We start from the raw sequence: 15,473 nt of genomic DNA on the forward strand, positions 1-15,473 counted from the left end.
TCGCCACCGCGCCGAACACCCCGCCGCGTCATCCGCCGGACGGCTGCGGCGGGCGCCATCGACCCGATCGGTACTCGTCCAGCAACCGACGGCTCGCGACCGTGAAGGGGTGTACGGGGCCCAGGCCGCGTTCCCGCCGCTCGACGACGTCGGTCATCAGCGCGATCCCCTCCTCCACGTGTGCGAGCGCGACCCTGGTCCGGGAGAGGAGTTGCCGGGCGGCGAGCACGATCGGGTGGTCGGGCCCGAAGCGCCGCACATACGTCTCGGCGACCCGCCGGATCTCACCGTCGGCCTCGTCGAAGCGGCCCAGGAGGTACAGCGCCCACGCGTGGTTGTGCCGGGCGCCCAGGGTCACGGTGTGGTCGGGGCCGAGAAACCGGTCGCATTCCGACGGCAGCGTGAGCAGTGTGCCGCCTTCCTCGGTGACCACTTCGGCGGCGGGCAGCATCTCCAGCAGGCTGGCGCGGGCCCGCAGGGTGAGCGGATGCGCGGGGCCCAGCGCCGAGCGCCGCCCGGCGACGGTGTCGCGGAGCAGCGCGACGGACTCCTCGCGTCTGCCGAGGTTCGCCAGCACGAGCTGGAGGCCGTAGCCGCTGTCCGTGGTGTCGGGGTCGTCGGCGCCGAACAGGCGCTCCTGGGCGTCCCGGACCGCGCGGAGCGCCGCTTCGGCTTCGGCGTACCTGCCGAGCCGGAACAGTGCCCGCCCTGCTCTGGAGCGGGCGGCGAGGACCGTACGGTGGTCCGCGCCGAGGAGTCGCCGTGCGAGGTCCGCCGCGCTTCGGGCGGTCTCCCAGGCGGAGAGGTAGTCACCGGTGCGGTGCAGGGCGACCGACAGCCGCGTCGCGACGGCCAGGGCGTCGGCGGCGGACGGCCCGCCGATGTGCCTCAGCAGGGCCAGCGCGTGAGGTACCAGCAGGCGCAGTCGCGGATCGTGCGGACCCGCGTCGGGTACACCGGGCACGGCCGCGTCGAGCAGCCGGACGGCTGTCGTGTCGAGGGCGGGCACCAGGTCCGCGGGGGTCGCCGCCGAGACGCTGTCGAGCAGGATGCCGTGACTCTGTACGCAGCGCGCGCCGGCGGCGTCGACCAGTTCGGACAGCGACTGGTCCAGGAGGGCTCTGAGGGCTGTCTCGGTTCGGGCACGAGGCAGTACGGCGCCGATGCCGGCGTGGTTGAGCAGGGTCAGTGGCAGCGGCTCGGCGGCGAACCGGGCCAGCAGCCTGAGCAGGGCCGCCGCTTCGGGCAGCCCGCGCGCCTCGAACGCGTCGAGGGTCAGCTGCCAGGTCAGGCCGACCAGATGCCGGGGGTCCGCTTCGGACAGCGCGTCGGCTCCCCGGTCGATCAGCTGGACCCGTTCGTCTCCGTCGAGCTGGTCCCCGTAGGTGTCCATCGTCCAGGGGTCGATGACCTGGTGGGAGAGGAAGCCGCCCGCCAGGGTCAGGGCGAGGGGCAGCCGCCCGAGCCGGTCCGCGACCCGCGCCGCCTGCTCCGTCGTACCGCTGTGCGGTGCGAGATCGCGCAGCACGAGCGCGGCGTCCTCTCGGGGCAGTACGCCGATGTACTGCAGCTCGGCGCCCGGCCACCACCGGGCCGCCGCTCGCCGTGTGGTCACCAGGACGATGCCGCGCGGGCTGGTCCGCAGCCAGTCGCCGTCCCGCAGGATCTCCGGCTCGTCGGTGTTGTCCAGGACCAGCAACCAGGGTTCGGCGGAGCGGTCGAGATACGTCCAGGCGAGGTCGGCGGCGGGTCTGAGGCCATTGCGTGCGGCGAGCAGTTCGCCGTCGCCCGCTCCTCGGTCTGCGGCTACGGCGAGCATGCCGGCGCGCAGGCTCGCACGGTCGGACGCGTTGACCCACAGGCCCACCCGGCCCTGTTCTTTGGTGACTTCCTGGAAGAGGGCGCAGGCGACCGCCGTCTTGCCGGAGCCGCCCATGCCGTACAGCACGTAGACCTGGCCGCCGCGCTCCGCCTCGACGCTCGCCCGCAGACGCTCCATCACGTCACTACGGTCGCGGAGCGCGACGGGGGGCCGGCCGACCGCCGGGCGTCGCACCGAGTCCGGTCCGCCGTGCTCCGGCTCGTCACCACCGTGGTGGTGGTGGTGTTCGTTGATGTGCTGGTCGCCCCGCGACTGGTAGACACGTCCCTGGTCCTCGGCGTGGCCGTCCGTCCCGCCCGTCATCGCTCTGCGATGTGCTGGTCACGTCCCGCTTGGTAGACCCGGGCCTGACCGGAGGCGGTGGCGTGCTGGGTGATCTGCCGGGCGGCCGAGCCACCGGGATCGAGTTGGTCCAGCAGTGCGCGCAGCTCCTCGACGGCGGCAGGCCGGGCCACGAGCAGCCGCCGCACCAACCCCTGCCACTGGAGCCGTAGTTCGTCCAGGGTCTCCTGGTCGTCCGCCGCCACGGCGGCCAGCACGTCCTCCCGACCGGCCTCCCACTCGGCGGCTACGGTCTCGGCGCGCTCGGGTTGCGTCCGGCGCCAGAGCCGCGTGACCCCGTCACGGGCATGCTGCCAGGCATCGGTCGCCATCAACGCGACCAGGGTGGTCCCCGCGCTCTGTGCGAGCAAGGCCACTTCTGGATCCACAGCCGCCCCTCCGTTCACCCGATTATCCGATGGCGCAGATCGCGCAGATGACACAGATGACACAGATGGAAAGTGTCACCTGTCAGGCGTTGACATGATTTTCCTTCCGGTCAATATCATTCCAGCCCCGAGCGACATGAGACAAGGATGAATCAATCCTCGCCATTACCCCTGTGGGACGGTTCCCACACAGGTCAGGCAAGCAAGGTGCAGGCTACAGTGAGGCATCCCGACCGATCGAGGGGGCGATGGAAATGGCCAGGCCATGGGAAGCGGATCCGGACACGGGTTTCAAACAGCGACTGGGCAAAACACCCCAGGAACTCGGAAACACAACCGGCACTCCTGACTGCCCGGACATGTGGGAACTCACCAACGGCGACATCGCCGTCATCGGCCGGGACCTCACCCAGTCACTCGGCAGGAACCTGCCGGACGGGGTCTCGATCGGGTCGGACGAACGCCTCGTGGTCATCCCCAGGAACATGCTCATCGCGGCGAAGCCGGACATCCCCAGTGTTTGACTCCTTCCCCGGCGGCGCCTCCGAACGCCTGGACCGCTCCACGTACCACGCGGACTTGAGCCGGATCTACTCCGGCGGGATCGGCTTCCTCAACAAGCTTGAGCGCGGCCAGCACTTCAAGGAGCGCGGCTTCCCGAGCTGGGAGGCCTTCGCCGACGGCGACTGGGAGAGGGCTCTGTCGCTGGCCGAGGAGAGGCGCGAGGACTACGCCGAGGAACTCCGCAAGGCGTCGCGACTGGGCGTCGCGCACCGCCGCCTTCGCGTCGTGGAGTTCCCGGTCACGCCCTATGTGCAGTGGGAGTTGTTCGTCCTGCGCGTACGCGTGGACCTGGGCGACGACATCAGAATTATCGACGCTCGCGATATTTCGAACATCGAGCGGAGTCGCCCGGTTCCGGAAGTAGTCATTCTTGGCGATGCAGCCATGTATGAGGTCGTCTACGACGAGGACGGAAACGCGGCCGGAGCCAACCGCTACACCGACCGCTCACTGATCCGGGAAACCAACGCCGGATTCGACACGCTTTATGAGCGTGGTGAGGGGTTCCACGATTTCTTCGACCGGGAGATCGTCACTCTGGCCCCGCCACAGGTATCCGGTGCTTCGACAGGCTTGCGCGGTTCGCGGTGATCAGCGGGCCGGGATGACGAGCGAGCCCTCGAAGACGCGCTCAACCATGTCCGTCACGGGGCGACCGCGCGGACGAGGAGCGTCCCGATGTGCCCGGGATGAGGCGCGTCGAGGACCCACGCGTCGGCCGTGGCGAACCCGTCCCGGATGAGCAGGCGCTCCCGGACGGCCGGCCGGTAGCTGTAGCGGTAGGTGAAGGCGCTCGGCGACGTCAGGACTGAGGTGCTTCCAGTTTGATGGCAGTGGCGTCCGCGCCCGCCTGTTCGGCGTGGGCTGTGGCGAGAGGCTCGTGTTCCTCCACGACTTCGCCTTCCACGATCTCCCCGTCCATCACCTGTTCTGACGAGTTCGCCAGCGGCAGGCTGGAGAGGTGCTTCTTGAGCCTCTTGGCCATCGGGAGGTAGGTCGCAAGAGTGAGCGTGCCAGACACAACGGCCCCGACCACGGGGATGGCCTTCGAGACGCTCTTCGCGAAGGACTGCTTTGTCATCTGGACGCCGAGGTAAGCCGCGACCTTTTTCACCATCGGGTAGACGACACCCTTGGTGAGTGCCTTCTGCGGCAGCTTCTTGGCGACCTGCTTCGACATCATCCCGGCGACCTTCCCCACGGCGGCGTTCGCCGACTGGGTGCCGAACATCACGCCGAAGAACAGCGTGAGCACCCCCATGGTCGCGTCGTCGACGTCATCGCCGTCGTCGGAGAACAGATCGGGCCAGCTGTAGAGGTACGCGAGTTTCTGCGCGATACGCAGCATGTGGCCGAAGTACTGGGCCAGGTCGGCGGGCACAGTGGCGGGAAGGGCGAAGACGCCGGGTATTCCGGCAGCGGCGGAAAGGGCGCTGACCTTGGCGGATTCGAAGCGGATGGAGTCGTTGGCCACCTTGTCGAGAACCTCGACAGTGATGCCCGCCGCAGCGGGGGTCTCTTCTATCGCTCTTCGGATCTCATCCTCGGAGCAGTGGCGAGCCAGCGCACTGCGGAGGTACGCCTCCCTGTTGATACGCACACCCGGAAGCTTCGCCGCGCCCACCAGCACCGCGGAGAAGCGCGACTCGGGGTTCTCGATCTCTTTGCCCTGTTTCATGGCAGAAATCTACAGTGGCGTGGCGCTTCAAGAGGCCTACTGCATCAGCGCAGTTGGGGCATTGCCGTGGGTGGCGGAGGGTCCGGGCTGCGTCCACGACGATGCCGATCATCGCCTGAGAAGGCAACGTGCCGTCGCGAACCCGCGGCGGGGAGGCGGACCTGTGCAGGGCCCTCGGCAAGCACATGCCCACCGGAAGGCCCTGCCATCGTTGCCACCCCTGTCAGAGTGCCGCGAACTCGACGAACGCGGTCCACGCCGTGGGTTCTACGGCAAGTGCGGCGCGGGTTGTGTCCTTCGAGTCGCGGACGTGGACCCTGGCGGGGCGGGTGGCGACCTCGACGCATTCGCCTCCAGCCCCACTGCTGTAACTGCTCTTGCACCAGGCTGACTCAGGTACAGGCTGTTCGACGTTCATCTCTCTCCAAGCAATTTCTCGACGAAGGCCAGCGACTCGCGCGGAGTGAGCGCTTGAGCCCGAAGGAGTCCGTACTGCTCCTCGATCTCCCGGACGGGCTTCCGCGCCGTGTAGAGGCGACTGTCCTGCTGAGCCTCCACGTACGCGATCCTCCGCCCTTCCTTCGTCTCGATCAAGGTGAACGGACCAGCCATTCCGGCGTGCTCGTCCCGCTCCGTCGGCAGCACCTGGATCTCCACGTTACGCCGCTGGCCATGGAGCAGGATCTGCTCCAACTGCCCGCGCATGACGCCCCACCCACCCAGAGGCCTACGCAGGACAGACTCCTCGACGACGAAACTGATGGTGGGCAACTGCGTCCGACAGAAGATCTCCTGCCGAGCCAGGCGCGCCGTCACCCTCTGCTCGACCACGTCCTCATGGAGCAGGGGCCGCCAGTTGGTGAACACTGCCCGCGCATACTCTTCGGACTGCAAGAGTCCAGGCACCCCCTGGTTCGCATACACATGAAGTTCAACGGCCTCGGCCTCCAACTTGGCCGCATCCCGAAAGAACGCCGGATACTGAGCCCGAGCCACCTCCTCCTTGCTCGCGCTCAACACCCCACCCGCCTCCAGCACTTCATCGGCCTGGTCGATGAACTTCGGCGGTGCAATACGTCTCGCTTGCTCGAACGACGCGATCGTCGAGGCCGAGTACCCGGTCAGCGACCCGAGCCTCGCCCGGTCCATGCCCGCCCGCTCCCGGAACAGTTTCAACTGCCGCCCGAACACGAACAGCATGCCCGTCCCGACCTCGTACTCCGGCTGCTGAACCTCGTCGTCCACGCCGCAGCTCCTCTCGTACAACCACCCGATCCGCCAACTCAGGACTCGGGAAACCGGTCACGCCCGACACCACGTACAAGCGCACCGCCCGCGTGTACAGCCCGTACTCGTCAGCGCATCGCTCCTGGTCAACGCTACACAGAGTCCGCAACCGTTGACCCTATGAAGTCAGCAACTCCCCCGAACGGGCATATGCCACAGCACCCTGCACCCGCACACGAGTTCACCATGCGTTTCACCTCGACCCCTCGTGGTGCCCGCCTCGCACGCCGACTCGTGTCGCACCGGGTGAACGACTGGGGCCACCCCTACACGACCCCGGCCAACGAGACGCTCACCCTCATCACGGCAGAACTCACCGCCAACGCCGTACGCCACGGCCACGTCCCCGGCCGGGACTTCCACCTACAACTCACCCTGATCGAGGGCACCTTCCGCATCGAGGTGACTGACACCCGAGCAGAGAAACAGCCCCCGACAAGCCCCCCGGCGACCGACTCGCTTTCGGAGTCCGGCCGGGGCCTGCTGCTCGTCGCCGCCCTCGCGGACGACTGGGGCGTCACCCCTCGCCAGGCCGCCCCGGGCAAGACCGTGTGGGCGGAGCTGTGCGTGCGAACCCAGGGCCACCCGCTCACACACCGGGTGGCCCCTGAACCGACGGATCTCGATCTACTCCTGGCTACTGCTTCACTGCTGCGCGACGACCTCGGGTCGCGGCCTGAGGACGCCAGTCCCGGAGGTCGTCGTCAGTGAGTCCGTGCTCGCCCTGCTTCTGCTGGCGGTAACCGGCGAAGAAGTCCGCCGGGGAGCCGCTGTAGAGCATGTCGAACTCGTTGTGCCACTGGGACAGCCACGGCTGGAGTTCCAGCAGGCCGGCGAGAAACGGCGTGATCTCCTCGGTGGACAGCACGGTGTTGGTGAAGTACGTGGCAAGCGCCTGCGCCTGCTCTCGGTGGTCCCAGCCGGCCCACCCGTACAGCTCGGGGGTGGGCGCGTTGGTCTGCCCATAGGAGATGAACCGCTCCTTGGGCACGTCGAGCTTGCCGCGAGCCCTCCAGTAGGACGGGCGGAGGAAGTCGGCCGAGGTGTACTTCGGCGGCACGGGGATGGAGTCCCGGATCTTCCGCTTGGCGGGCTCGTCGGGTGCGGCATCCTCCTTGCGCTGGAGGTCCCACACCTCTTCCCAGTCGGCGCGCTTCTTGAGGCCGGAGGGCTTGTAGCGCAGGGCTGGCAGGAACGGCACGTGCTCGTCGGTGATCAGCTCGGCGACGACCTTGGCGAGTTCCTTGCGGGGCGCGTAGAGCTTGGCGACGGAGACGAAGTCCTCGTCGCGCGAGAGCGCATCTGTGAGACGGGCCAGCGTGAGAATGGTGGGCTGACCGTTCTCGTCGAACCAGTAGTCGCGGTTCTCCATACGGTCGAGCAACCAGGAGCGCAGGGCCTTGCCCTGGAGCGCGTCCCAGCCCTCGGTGGCCCAGCGACGCTTGTATTCGGGGCGCTCGATCATATTGATGGCACGGTTTGACTCTATTACATCAATCCGCTTCTGCACCATCTCACGATAGGGAGCCGGCCAATGGTTGGGGATTTCTGTGATAGCCACCGAATTATGTCGCTCGAACCACACGGTCGCCTTGGCGTCAGTAGCCACCCGGCGGCCTAGAATGATCTCAAAAGCACGTTCACCGAGATTCACTTCAGGAATAGCAGAGGCGTCAAGGGTGCGCAAATCTTCAGAATGCAGACCGTAAAACGAATAAACTTGCCAGTCCAGCTCTTCTTGAAGTGCAATCATGCGGCGCCGAGTCGATTCCCAACGCTCTCTTGCTTCACGCAGAGCTAGAGAATTGGGGGTACCCTGTCTAACGATTTCCGACGGGCTGGCAGCTATTAGCTCCTGAGCGAGTACGTCCAGCATCGCAGCAAGATCTGCAGGATACTCGGCAGGGAGAGGGAACTCTTGAACTTTGGTGCCAGTGAATTCGTAAAACCTCTCCCACTCATCATGCATGAAGCCACCTGTACCCGACTGGCTACCTTTGTCATGGCTGACCATCTTGAGCCAGAATCCAGCTGTGGAGCTGTTGAGCAGTCCAAGTAGCCGAAGGTGGTCGTCCTCACTCGCCCCCTCTCGCAACTTGATCACGGGCGCGGTCCTGGTGAAGGCACGCCCACTGCGGTCCAGTACCACGTGATTATGTGTGGCGACGAAAGCGAAATTAAGAGACCAAGGATGCGCACCCATATCCTTGGGCAATTGATGCCACTCCCACCACGGCCGACCATCTCTGAAGTAGGTTGCTCCTGAGAACGTCGAGCGGTTACCCAACTCGGTCCGGCTCGGCCACAGCAGACGCGCGATACTCGGCATTGCGTTGAGGGGCGCGGCGGAACGCCTCGAGTCGTATGGATGAATCACACAGTTGCCGTCAGCGATCACATAGTCCCGGACCTCGTCTCCAACACCGAGGTTCCTAACGAACTCCGACTCAGCACTGCGATACTTAAGTGTCCGAGCAGGCATCGCCATAGCATCGTCCGCGTGAGTATCTCCATAGAATCCGATCCGGACGATGTGCGACTTGAGCACTGAAACACGAGCGGTGGCCAGCGCGTCCACCAACTCCAGTCCGCCGTCAGTCAAGATCCAGGGCTTCTTGGCGAAGAATCGCGCTCGATCCAGGTCGTCCACAGATACCCACTGGCTCGCCGAACCCGGCTTGTCGATCTGCTCGACTATGGCTCGCCAGACCGAACCCTCCTCTGCGTTCTCTGGCGCAGCAGGTTCGCCCTGCACACTTCGGACAGTCCGAATGACCGGCGATCGCCCAGCTCCACCTCGCTGCTTACCAACCAGGATGACCGTAGGCGTCCCATGTCCCGGAATGTAGGCACCCGACGTGTCGACGACCTCGGTCAACTCCACTGCGTGCGCGAAGTAGCCCTCAATGAGCTTCGTCCCAAACTCGCGCTTCATGAAGGAATTAGCAGTAATCTGCCCGACCAGGCCGTATCCACGCCCCTCGGCATCCCCACGCTTGGCCAGTTCGAAGAACCGCTGGGCAAACGGTACCGAGAGCGCGTATGTGCCCGCGCACGCCGAATACAGATCACGATAAAGCTCGTTGATCTTCTTATCCTTGACCGTGATGTACGGCGGATTCCCGGCGACCACGTGGAAGTGTCCCGGCCGCAGGATGTCCTGGTACTCGTGCACGTCCTCCGTGGCGTACTTGAACTCGGCCAACTCGTCTACGAGACCCGCGTCTGCTTCTCCGAACAGGTTGTCCTGCTGAGAACGACGAGCCTTGATCAGCGAGTCCCCTACTGCCAGGTGCATCGGCCACTCATACTTCGCAGCCTCCCCCAGCGTCCGCACCCCACTAGCCGCCATAGCCGCAACCAGCAGCCGGAACCGAGCAATAGCCACCGCGAACGGATTGATATCCACCCCGTGTACCGAGTCCAGCGCAGCCCGCACCCGCTCGTGCACATCCTTCCCCGGCTGCCCCTCCCCCCACAGCCGAACCAACCGCCGAAACGCCCCCAGCACAAAGTGCCCCGACCCACACGTGGGGTCGATCATCTTCAGTTCCTCGTACCCGAACTCCCGCACAGCCGGGTTCATCGTCCGGTCGAGGATGAACTCCTCCACGAACTCCGGTGTCTGGAGCAGCGCGTACGTCTTCCGGGCGGCCTCGCTCAGGTCCTGGTACAGATCCCCCAGGAACCGCGTGTCCCACCCCTCCGTACCGTCCTCGTTCAGCGGGTCGGTGAAGTCGTGGACGAGGACGCCCGCCTCGTCCCTCCCCCGCCAGAACTCGACCAGCTCCCGTGCACCGTCATGCGACAGCGGAACCTGGTACAGCGGGTTGTGCCGCTTGTCGAAGAGCAGCCGTCCCGCCTGCCCCTGCCCCAGTTCCTCGAAGGCCTTCTCCAGCCACCCCCGGTACGTCGGGTCCTCGTCCGTCTCCACGTACGCGTCGTACCGTGACTCCGCCAGTTCCCGACGGTCACCGTCCGGCCCCGTCAGGTACGGCTCCGGGATCAGCCGGTTGTCCTCGCAGAACCGTACGAACACCGACCCCAGCACCCACGCCACCGCGACCTGGGTGACCCGCTCGTCCAGCCACGAGGTCCACGTCGCCGCCGTACGCCCGAGCTTGCGCGCCTGGTCGTACTCGGCCCTCAGGCGCGCGCCGACGTCCCCCAGCGCCTTCACCTGGCGCCCGAGGTCGGTCTCGACCGCCTTGACCTGCTGCTTCAGGTCGTTCAACAGAGCCTTGCGGTCGATCACTTGACGTCTCCCTCGACACCACTGGCACTCATACTCGCCACCACCTCGCCGGACCCGCGATGGGCGTTGCCCACCCACGTGTCCGGAAGCTGAATCCACTCCCCCAGGCCGGCCTGGTACGGCACGGCCACCTGCCCGAGCCGGGGTTCGCGCGAGGGGTCGCTCTGCGGGACGAGGAGCCACAGCCCCCGCCCGCCCCGCCGGGCCGCCGAAGCCAGCCGGTCCAGGACGCCCATCGCGTCGTAGCGGGCGAACACCCCGGCCTCCGTCAGCAGCACAGGACCGGCAGGGCCGGCAGGAACCGCCCCGCCACCCCCACCCCCACCGTCGCCCAACAGTTCCGCGATCCGGGGCTCCACCGCGCCCCACGCCGTCCGCGTGTACTCCGCGAAGCGCACCGCGCCCTTCGAACCCGGCTCGGCGGCGTCCGCCTTGAGCAGGGTCTCCCAGGTGGGCTTGGTGCCCGGTGTGACCTGCGCGTGCAGGGCCTCCAGGAACAGCTCCGTCACCGACACCGCGTCCGCGCCCAGCCGCTCGGCGCCCAGTTCCCGCACCGCGTCCCGCACCAACTGCTGCCGTACGGTCAGCACCCGGTACCCGTCCCGGCGGGCCGACGCGAGCAGCCGTTCCTCCGCGCGTACCGCGCCCGCGAGCTGCGGGTCGTCGGCGTACCGCGTCACCGCGCCCGTACGGGTGGACTGCCGCCACGCACCCGTCGTCAGGTAGCTGGAGGCGTCGTCCACCCGGGTCGGCAGGTAGCGCAGGATGCCGTCGCGTTCGTGCATGCTGAGCGAGAGTTCGAAGCCGGCGTCGCGCAGCGCCTTGGTGAGCGGGCCGCCCGTGGGCAGTTCGTGGGTCGTGCCACCGTGCCCGTCGGGGACGACCATCTCCGGGAAGCGAGCCCGGACCCGCTCGTGCACGGCCTCGCCGGTCAGCCCCGGCTGTTGTCCTTCCGGCATCCCCGGGGTCCAGCGGACGAGCCCCGCCTGCGTGAGACGCAGCGCCCTGACCAGCGGCAGGTCACGCGAGTAGATCTCCAGGCGTGGCGTGGCGGCGGCGTTCACGGAGGCCGCGGCCGCCAGCTCCACCATGCGCCGCTCGTCCCAGTCCACCGTGCCCGGCGGCACCGTCAGCGCGCCCAGCTCGGCCAGGACGGTCGCGGCCGTCGGCAGGGTGTCCAGCTTGGCGAGCCGGTCGGCCGTCTTGCCGAGGCGGGTCGCGTACTCCAGCAGGCCCGGCGCGGTCGGGGTGTCCGGGCCGTCGCTCTCCCGCACGTCAAGCGCGAGCAGGCCGGCGCCCAGGGACTCGTCCGTCGCCTTGCGGTTCGGCTGGTGCAGGAACTCGGCTTCCTGCGGCAGCAGTTGCTCGACCTCGACCACGGCCCGTACGGCCGCCAGCGCCATGGCCCGCCGCTGCTCGCGCCCCGCGAGATGCGTGCCGCGCCGGACCGCCAGGGCGTCCGCGATCTCCACCGCCGAGGCGACCCGGCCCATGCTCAGCAGCAGGTCGATGATCTCCTCGCGCAGTGCCTGGACGGCGGGCTCCGCCTTCCAGCGCTTGCGCTCGTCCTTGAGCATCTGCGGGATACGGCCGTGGCTCAGGGCGAGCGCGTCCGCGACGTCCTTCTGCTTCGGCCACACCCCGATGTCGGGCAGCACGCCGTGCTCGTCGGGCAGGCGCAGCAACAGCCGTACCATCTCCGCCTTGTTGCGGTTGGAGCCGTTGTTGTTGACGGCGGGCACGAAGACGGTGGCGAGGGTGTCGAGGCTGACGGAACGGAGCGTACGGGGGGACAGCGCGCCCGCCGACTCGCCCGTGGCGAGTTCGCCGACGAGGGCCGACTCGGCGGCGGTGAGCTGCTCCAGCTCCTCCCTGGCCTCCGCCCGGCCCTTCGGTGTGAGCGGGGAGACGGGGATCTCGCGCAGCCGCTCGCCCCACTCGCGCTGCCGCTTCTGGACCTCGTTGCGGGTCTTGGCGCCGAGGCCTGGGGCGTTGACGAGCTTGCGGCGGCTGTAGTCGAGCAGTTCGCCGACCGACGTGATGCCGAGGCCGTACAGGAACGACTGGGCGGCGGGCGTGAGACCGGAGACGGTCAGTGGGGTGTCCCCGGTGACCTCGGCGGCTAGGCGGTCGCGCTGCTGCTCGGCGGTCTCCGGCTCGGCGTCCGCGATCGCCGCCGCGGCGACGGCCTCGGCGGGTGACCCCTCCCCCATGGCCGCGGCGGCCGGGTGGCGGGAACGGTGGCTGGACGGAACGGTCCGGGAGGCGTCGAGGAAGACCTTGCGCCAGGCGTCCCGCATCGGCTTCAGCTCGGGGAACCGCTTGCCCGCCTCGCGGTGCAGGGCCTTCTGGAAGAAGGCGACGAGACCGTCCCGTACGGCCGGGTCGAAGGCCTCGGCCGCGATGGTCGGGTACAGCCACTCCTTCGCGTCGGTCATGCGCGGCAGGACACTGCCGTCGCCCCACTTGGGCAGCTCACCGGAGGCCATCTGATGCAGGGTGACGGCGACGGCGTACCGCTCGGCGTGCGAGTCGTACGAGCCGCGGGTGATGACGTCGACGAAGGGGTCGAGATAGCCGTCGGTGCCCGCGTTGGTGCTCTTCGCCGGGTAGCCGGCGAGGGAGAAGTCGATGAGGACGAGTTCGCGCGTGCGGTTGGGGCGGATACGGATGGCGATGTTGTCGGGCTTGATGTCGCGATGCCAGACGCCCTCGCCCTCCAGGAAGTCGACGGCGCCGAAGAGGTAGTCGCCGTACGCCTCCAGCTGATCGACCTGGAGGCGGCCGTTCTCGCGGAGCTGACGGGCGACGGTCTCCTCGCGGCGGCGCGGACGTGCGCCGCCCTCCGTGCCCGGTCCGCCGTCGTCGCGTTCGTCACCGACGTACTCCAGGGCCAGGACGGTACGGCCGCCGATGTGCAGCGGCTCGGGTTCGACGAGGCGGATGATGCCGGAATGGGGGCGCAGGCGTCCCATGGCCTCGGCCTCGCGGGCGAGGATCTCACTGCGGCTGTCGGAGAGGGCGACCTTCAGCACGGCCAACGGGCGGGTCCTACGGGCCTCGGCCTGAAGATCGCGGACGAGGAAGGCGCGGCTGGTGGAGCCGGTGCCGAGGCGGCGGCGGATCTCCCACCGGTCGGCGAACACGTCACCGGCGACGGCCTCCAGCGGGTCCTTGTCGGCGGCGGCCGGGTCGTCCTCGTCGCCGGGCCCCTCCGTGGCGGTGGCGGCCTGGGCCGGGGCGGTGAGGGAGTCCTCGACGACCTCCAGCAGCTCCAGGAACTCGTCCACGCTGGAAAGGCGCTGGCCGGGGCGGTAGGCGGTGGCGGCCTGCACCAGGTCGTCCACGTCCTCCGACAGGCCGTCCACCAGGGAGCTGGGGCGCAGGCCCTCCCCCGCCTCCAGGCGGGCCAGCAGCTCGGCCTGGCTGGCGGCCGGGGCCTTGCCGGTGACCAGCAGGTAGGTGAGGACGCCGAGCCCGTACACGTCGAGATGGACCGGGTCGGGATTGAGGGCGGTGAGTTCGGGGGCGAGGTAGGCGTCCGCGTCGTCCGCCAGGTGCATCGCGGACAGGGCGGTCGGCGCGAAGCGGGTCATGCCCTGGCCCTGGGAGGAGTCGCCGCTGCGCTGGGTGGCGATCTGCCAGTCGGAGATCTGCAGGTGCGGGGTGAGCCAGGCGGCCTCCTCCCCCACCGCCCGGCCCTTCCCGCCGCGCGGCCGGGGGACGACGAGCACGGAGCGGGCGGCGAGCGCCCGGTGGTGGATGCGGCTGGAGTGCGCGGAGCGCATGGTCTCGGCGAGCTGGCGGACCAGCGCCATCCGGCCGAGGATGTCCAGCTTCTCGCCGTACTGGACCAGGTACTCGTCCAGCTTCAGGGTGTCCGGGTGGTAGTCGAAGATCAGCGCGGGGCCGGCCGCGTGCCCGGAGGGGAAGTACTGCTTGAGTTCGACCACGCCCGGGTGCTTGAAACGGCCCAGCACCGCGGCCTCGCGCCGGGCGGCGTTCTCGACGGACTGGCGCAGCGAGGCGTCCGAGCCGCGCTCGCTGAGGTAGATGCGGACGCGGGCGGCCTCGGGGAGATCACTGTGACGGGCCAGATAGTCCGCCCAGGTGGGACCGGAGTCGAAGGACTTCCGCTCCAACTCGTACGGGCCGACCTTGTACTGCGCGTCGCTCTTGCGGATGCCGACGCTCTTGAGGGCCGCCTCGATCTCGCGCGAGCCGATCGCCGTGATGCGGCCCCGCTCGTCACGCGGAGGCTGCTTGAGCATCTCGACCAGCTGGTGGACCGTGTACACGCCGTTCTGGTCATGGGCGGGCAGGCGTACACGAAGGCCGTTGTCCGTGAAGCAGACGGCCTCGGCGACCCAGACGCGCCTGCCGCCGGGCAGCGCGAGCAGGCCGGCCAGTTCCTTGGCCTTGCGGTTGACCAGGTGCAGCGGGTTGCCGTGCGTCCGGCGGCGACCGCCGGGAGTGGTCTGCACCCAGGTGCCGTTCTCGGACGCGACCGAGCCGTGCCAGTCCTTCAGTTCGATCATGCAGACGCCGCCGGGAGTGACGACCAGGAGGTCGACCTCCCGCACGTGACCGGTGTTCGCGGTGAAGGTGAAGTTCGACCAGGCACGCCAGGGGTCGGAGTCCGGCAGCCGCTCACGGATCGCCTCCAGGCCACGGCGCTCGTGATCGAACTCGGACTCGGTGACCGTGACCCACCGGCCTTCCCGCATGCCTGTTCCCCGCTCCTCGTGTCCTGCAAGGGCCGCCGTTTCCCCATGACCTGGTCAGCCCCAGGGTCCAGATCCTAGTGGCTGGCCGTGCCACGAAAAGAGACGGTGAAGGACGGGAGTACGGGATATTCCACCCTTATCGCCTGAATTCAGCGACTTGTGCTGTGTGGACCACACATATTCTGGAGCCTCACCCATCCCCTCAGGTGAAATTGCGCAAACTCCGCACAGCAGAGGCCATCGTGATCGACGGCGTCCCGTCCAGCGCCCTCTCGTGTGACGCCGGGGCGGACACACTGCGGCGCCCAAAACCGATCCGCGTCAACTGGCGCGTGCACTAACGTGGTTACCCGCTGCGCACCTTCCCGGA

The 15,473-nt window shown here is 68.1% G+C and carries 10 protein-coding genes and 1 pseudogene; 3 read left to right on the forward strand and 8 right to left on the reverse strand.

The window, feature by feature from the left end:
* Positions 1 to 28: 28 nt before the first annotated feature.
* Together P1P75_RS11490 and P1P75_RS11495 are read right to left on the reverse strand one after the other, a co-directional pair.
* Positions 29 to 2,185 carry a tetratricopeptide repeat protein gene (locus P1P75_RS11490; protein ID WP_319254214.1) on the reverse strand — a complete coding sequence of 719 codons (2,157 nt, stop codon included), beginning with the start codon at positions 2,183 to 2,185 and terminating at the stop codon, positions 29 to 31.
* Positions 2,182 to 2,592, reverse strand: coding sequence for a hypothetical protein (locus P1P75_RS11495; RefSeq protein ID WP_319254216.1), 411 nt, complete (start codon positions 2,590 to 2,592; stop codon positions 2,182 to 2,184). Before P1P75_RS11495 ends, P1P75_RS11490 begins: the two co-directional genes overlap by 4 nt.
* Positions 2,593 to 2,846: 254 nt before the next feature.
* On the opposite strand from P1P75_RS11495, the gene P1P75_RS11500 reads away from it, so the two are divergent.
* Positions 2,847 to 3,116 (forward strand): hypothetical protein, encoded by a 270-nt coding sequence (locus P1P75_RS11500; protein WP_319254218.1) that lies wholly within the window; start codon positions 2,847 to 2,849, stop codon positions 3,114 to 3,116.
* Positions 3,109 to 3,747, forward strand: coding sequence for a DUF6879 family protein (locus P1P75_RS11505; protein WP_319254220.1), 639 nt, complete (start codon positions 3,109 to 3,111; stop codon positions 3,745 to 3,747). The genes P1P75_RS11500 and P1P75_RS11505 overlap by 8 nt, the downstream gene beginning before the upstream one ends.
* A gap of 53 nt (positions 3,748 to 3,800) precedes the next feature.
* Here P1P75_RS11505 and P1P75_RS11510 read toward each other — a convergent pair.
* From P1P75_RS11510 to P1P75_RS11525, 4 genes and pseudogenes are all read right to left on the reverse strand, one after another.
* Positions 3,801 to 3,950, reverse strand: a pseudogene (locus tag P1P75_RS11510) (SAM-dependent methyltransferase); the annotation flags it as partial.
* An 8-nt stretch (positions 3,951 to 3,958) separates the two neighbouring features.
* The gene (locus P1P75_RS11515; RefSeq protein ID WP_319254222.1) at positions 3,959 to 4,834 is read right to left on the reverse strand and encodes a hypothetical protein; all 876 of its coding nucleotides are present in this window, start codon (positions 4,832 to 4,834) and stop codon (positions 3,959 to 3,961) included.
* A 223-nt stretch (positions 4,835 to 5,057) separates the two neighbouring features.
* Entirely contained in the window at positions 5,058 to 5,252 is a 195-nt protein-coding gene (locus P1P75_RS11520) for a DUF397 domain-containing protein (protein WP_319254223.1), read from the reverse strand.
* On the reverse strand, positions 5,249 to 6,079 hold the full coding sequence (locus tag P1P75_RS11525; RefSeq protein ID WP_319254225.1) for a helix-turn-helix transcriptional regulator: 831 nt from the start codon (positions 6,077 to 6,079) through the stop codon (positions 5,249 to 5,251). Before P1P75_RS11525 ends, P1P75_RS11520 begins: the two co-directional genes overlap by 4 nt.
* Positions 6,080 to 6,307: 228 nt before the next feature.
* On the opposite strand from P1P75_RS11525, the gene P1P75_RS11530 reads away from it, so the two are divergent.
* Complete coding sequence (locus P1P75_RS11530) at positions 6,308 to 6,832, forward strand: ATP-binding protein (RefSeq protein WP_319254227.1); 525 nt, start codon at positions 6,308 to 6,310, stop codon at positions 6,830 to 6,832.
* Here P1P75_RS11530 and pglX read toward each other — a convergent pair.
* A complete protein-coding gene (gene pglX / locus P1P75_RS11535) occupies positions 6,759 to 10,376 on the reverse strand; it encodes a BREX-2 system adenine-specific DNA-methyltransferase PglX (RefSeq protein WP_319254229.1) in 3,618 nt (1,205 codons plus the stop codon). The two genes, P1P75_RS11530 and pglX, sit on opposite strands and share 74 nt — an antisense overlap.
* Complete coding sequence (gene pglW / locus P1P75_RS11540) at positions 10,373 to 15,103, reverse strand: BREX system serine/threonine kinase PglW (RefSeq protein ID WP_319254231.1); 4,731 nt, start codon at positions 15,101 to 15,103, stop codon at positions 10,373 to 10,375. Before pglW ends, pglX begins: the two co-directional genes overlap by 4 nt.
* Positions 15,104 to 15,473 lie beyond the last annotated feature (370 nt).

It is taken from the genome of Streptomyces sp. ID05-39B (assembly GCF_033794725.1).
In the GTDB taxonomy this organism is placed as follows: domain Bacteria; phylum Actinomycetota; class Actinomycetes; order Streptomycetales; family Streptomycetaceae; genus Streptomyces; species Streptomyces bobili.

What these genes read in the sequence shown, in the direction of transcription:
- P1P75_RS11490 (WP_319254214.1), bottom strand. Translation starts at nt 2,185, where the DNA reads ATGACGGGCGGGACGGACGGCCACGCCGAGGACCAGGGACGTGTCTAC.
- P1P75_RS11500 (WP_319254218.1), top strand. Translation starts at nt 2,847, where the DNA reads ATGGCCAGGCCATGGGAAGCGGATCCGGACACGGGTTTCAAACAGCGA.
- P1P75_RS11515 (WP_319254222.1), bottom strand. Translation starts at nt 4,834, where the DNA reads ATGAAACAGGGCAAAGAGATCGAGAACCCCGAGTCGCGCTTCTCCGCG.
- P1P75_RS11520 (WP_319254223.1), bottom strand. Translation starts at nt 5,252, where the DNA reads ATGAACGTCGAACAGCCTGTACCTGAGTCAGCCTGGTGCAAGAGCAGT.
- P1P75_RS11530 (WP_319254227.1), top strand. Translation starts at nt 6,308, where the DNA reads ATGCGTTTCACCTCGACCCCTCGTGGTGCCCGCCTCGCACGCCGACTC.
- pglW (WP_319254231.1), bottom strand. Translation starts at nt 15,103, where the DNA reads ATGCGGGAAGGCCGGTGGGTCACGGTCACCGAGTCCGAGTTCGATCAC.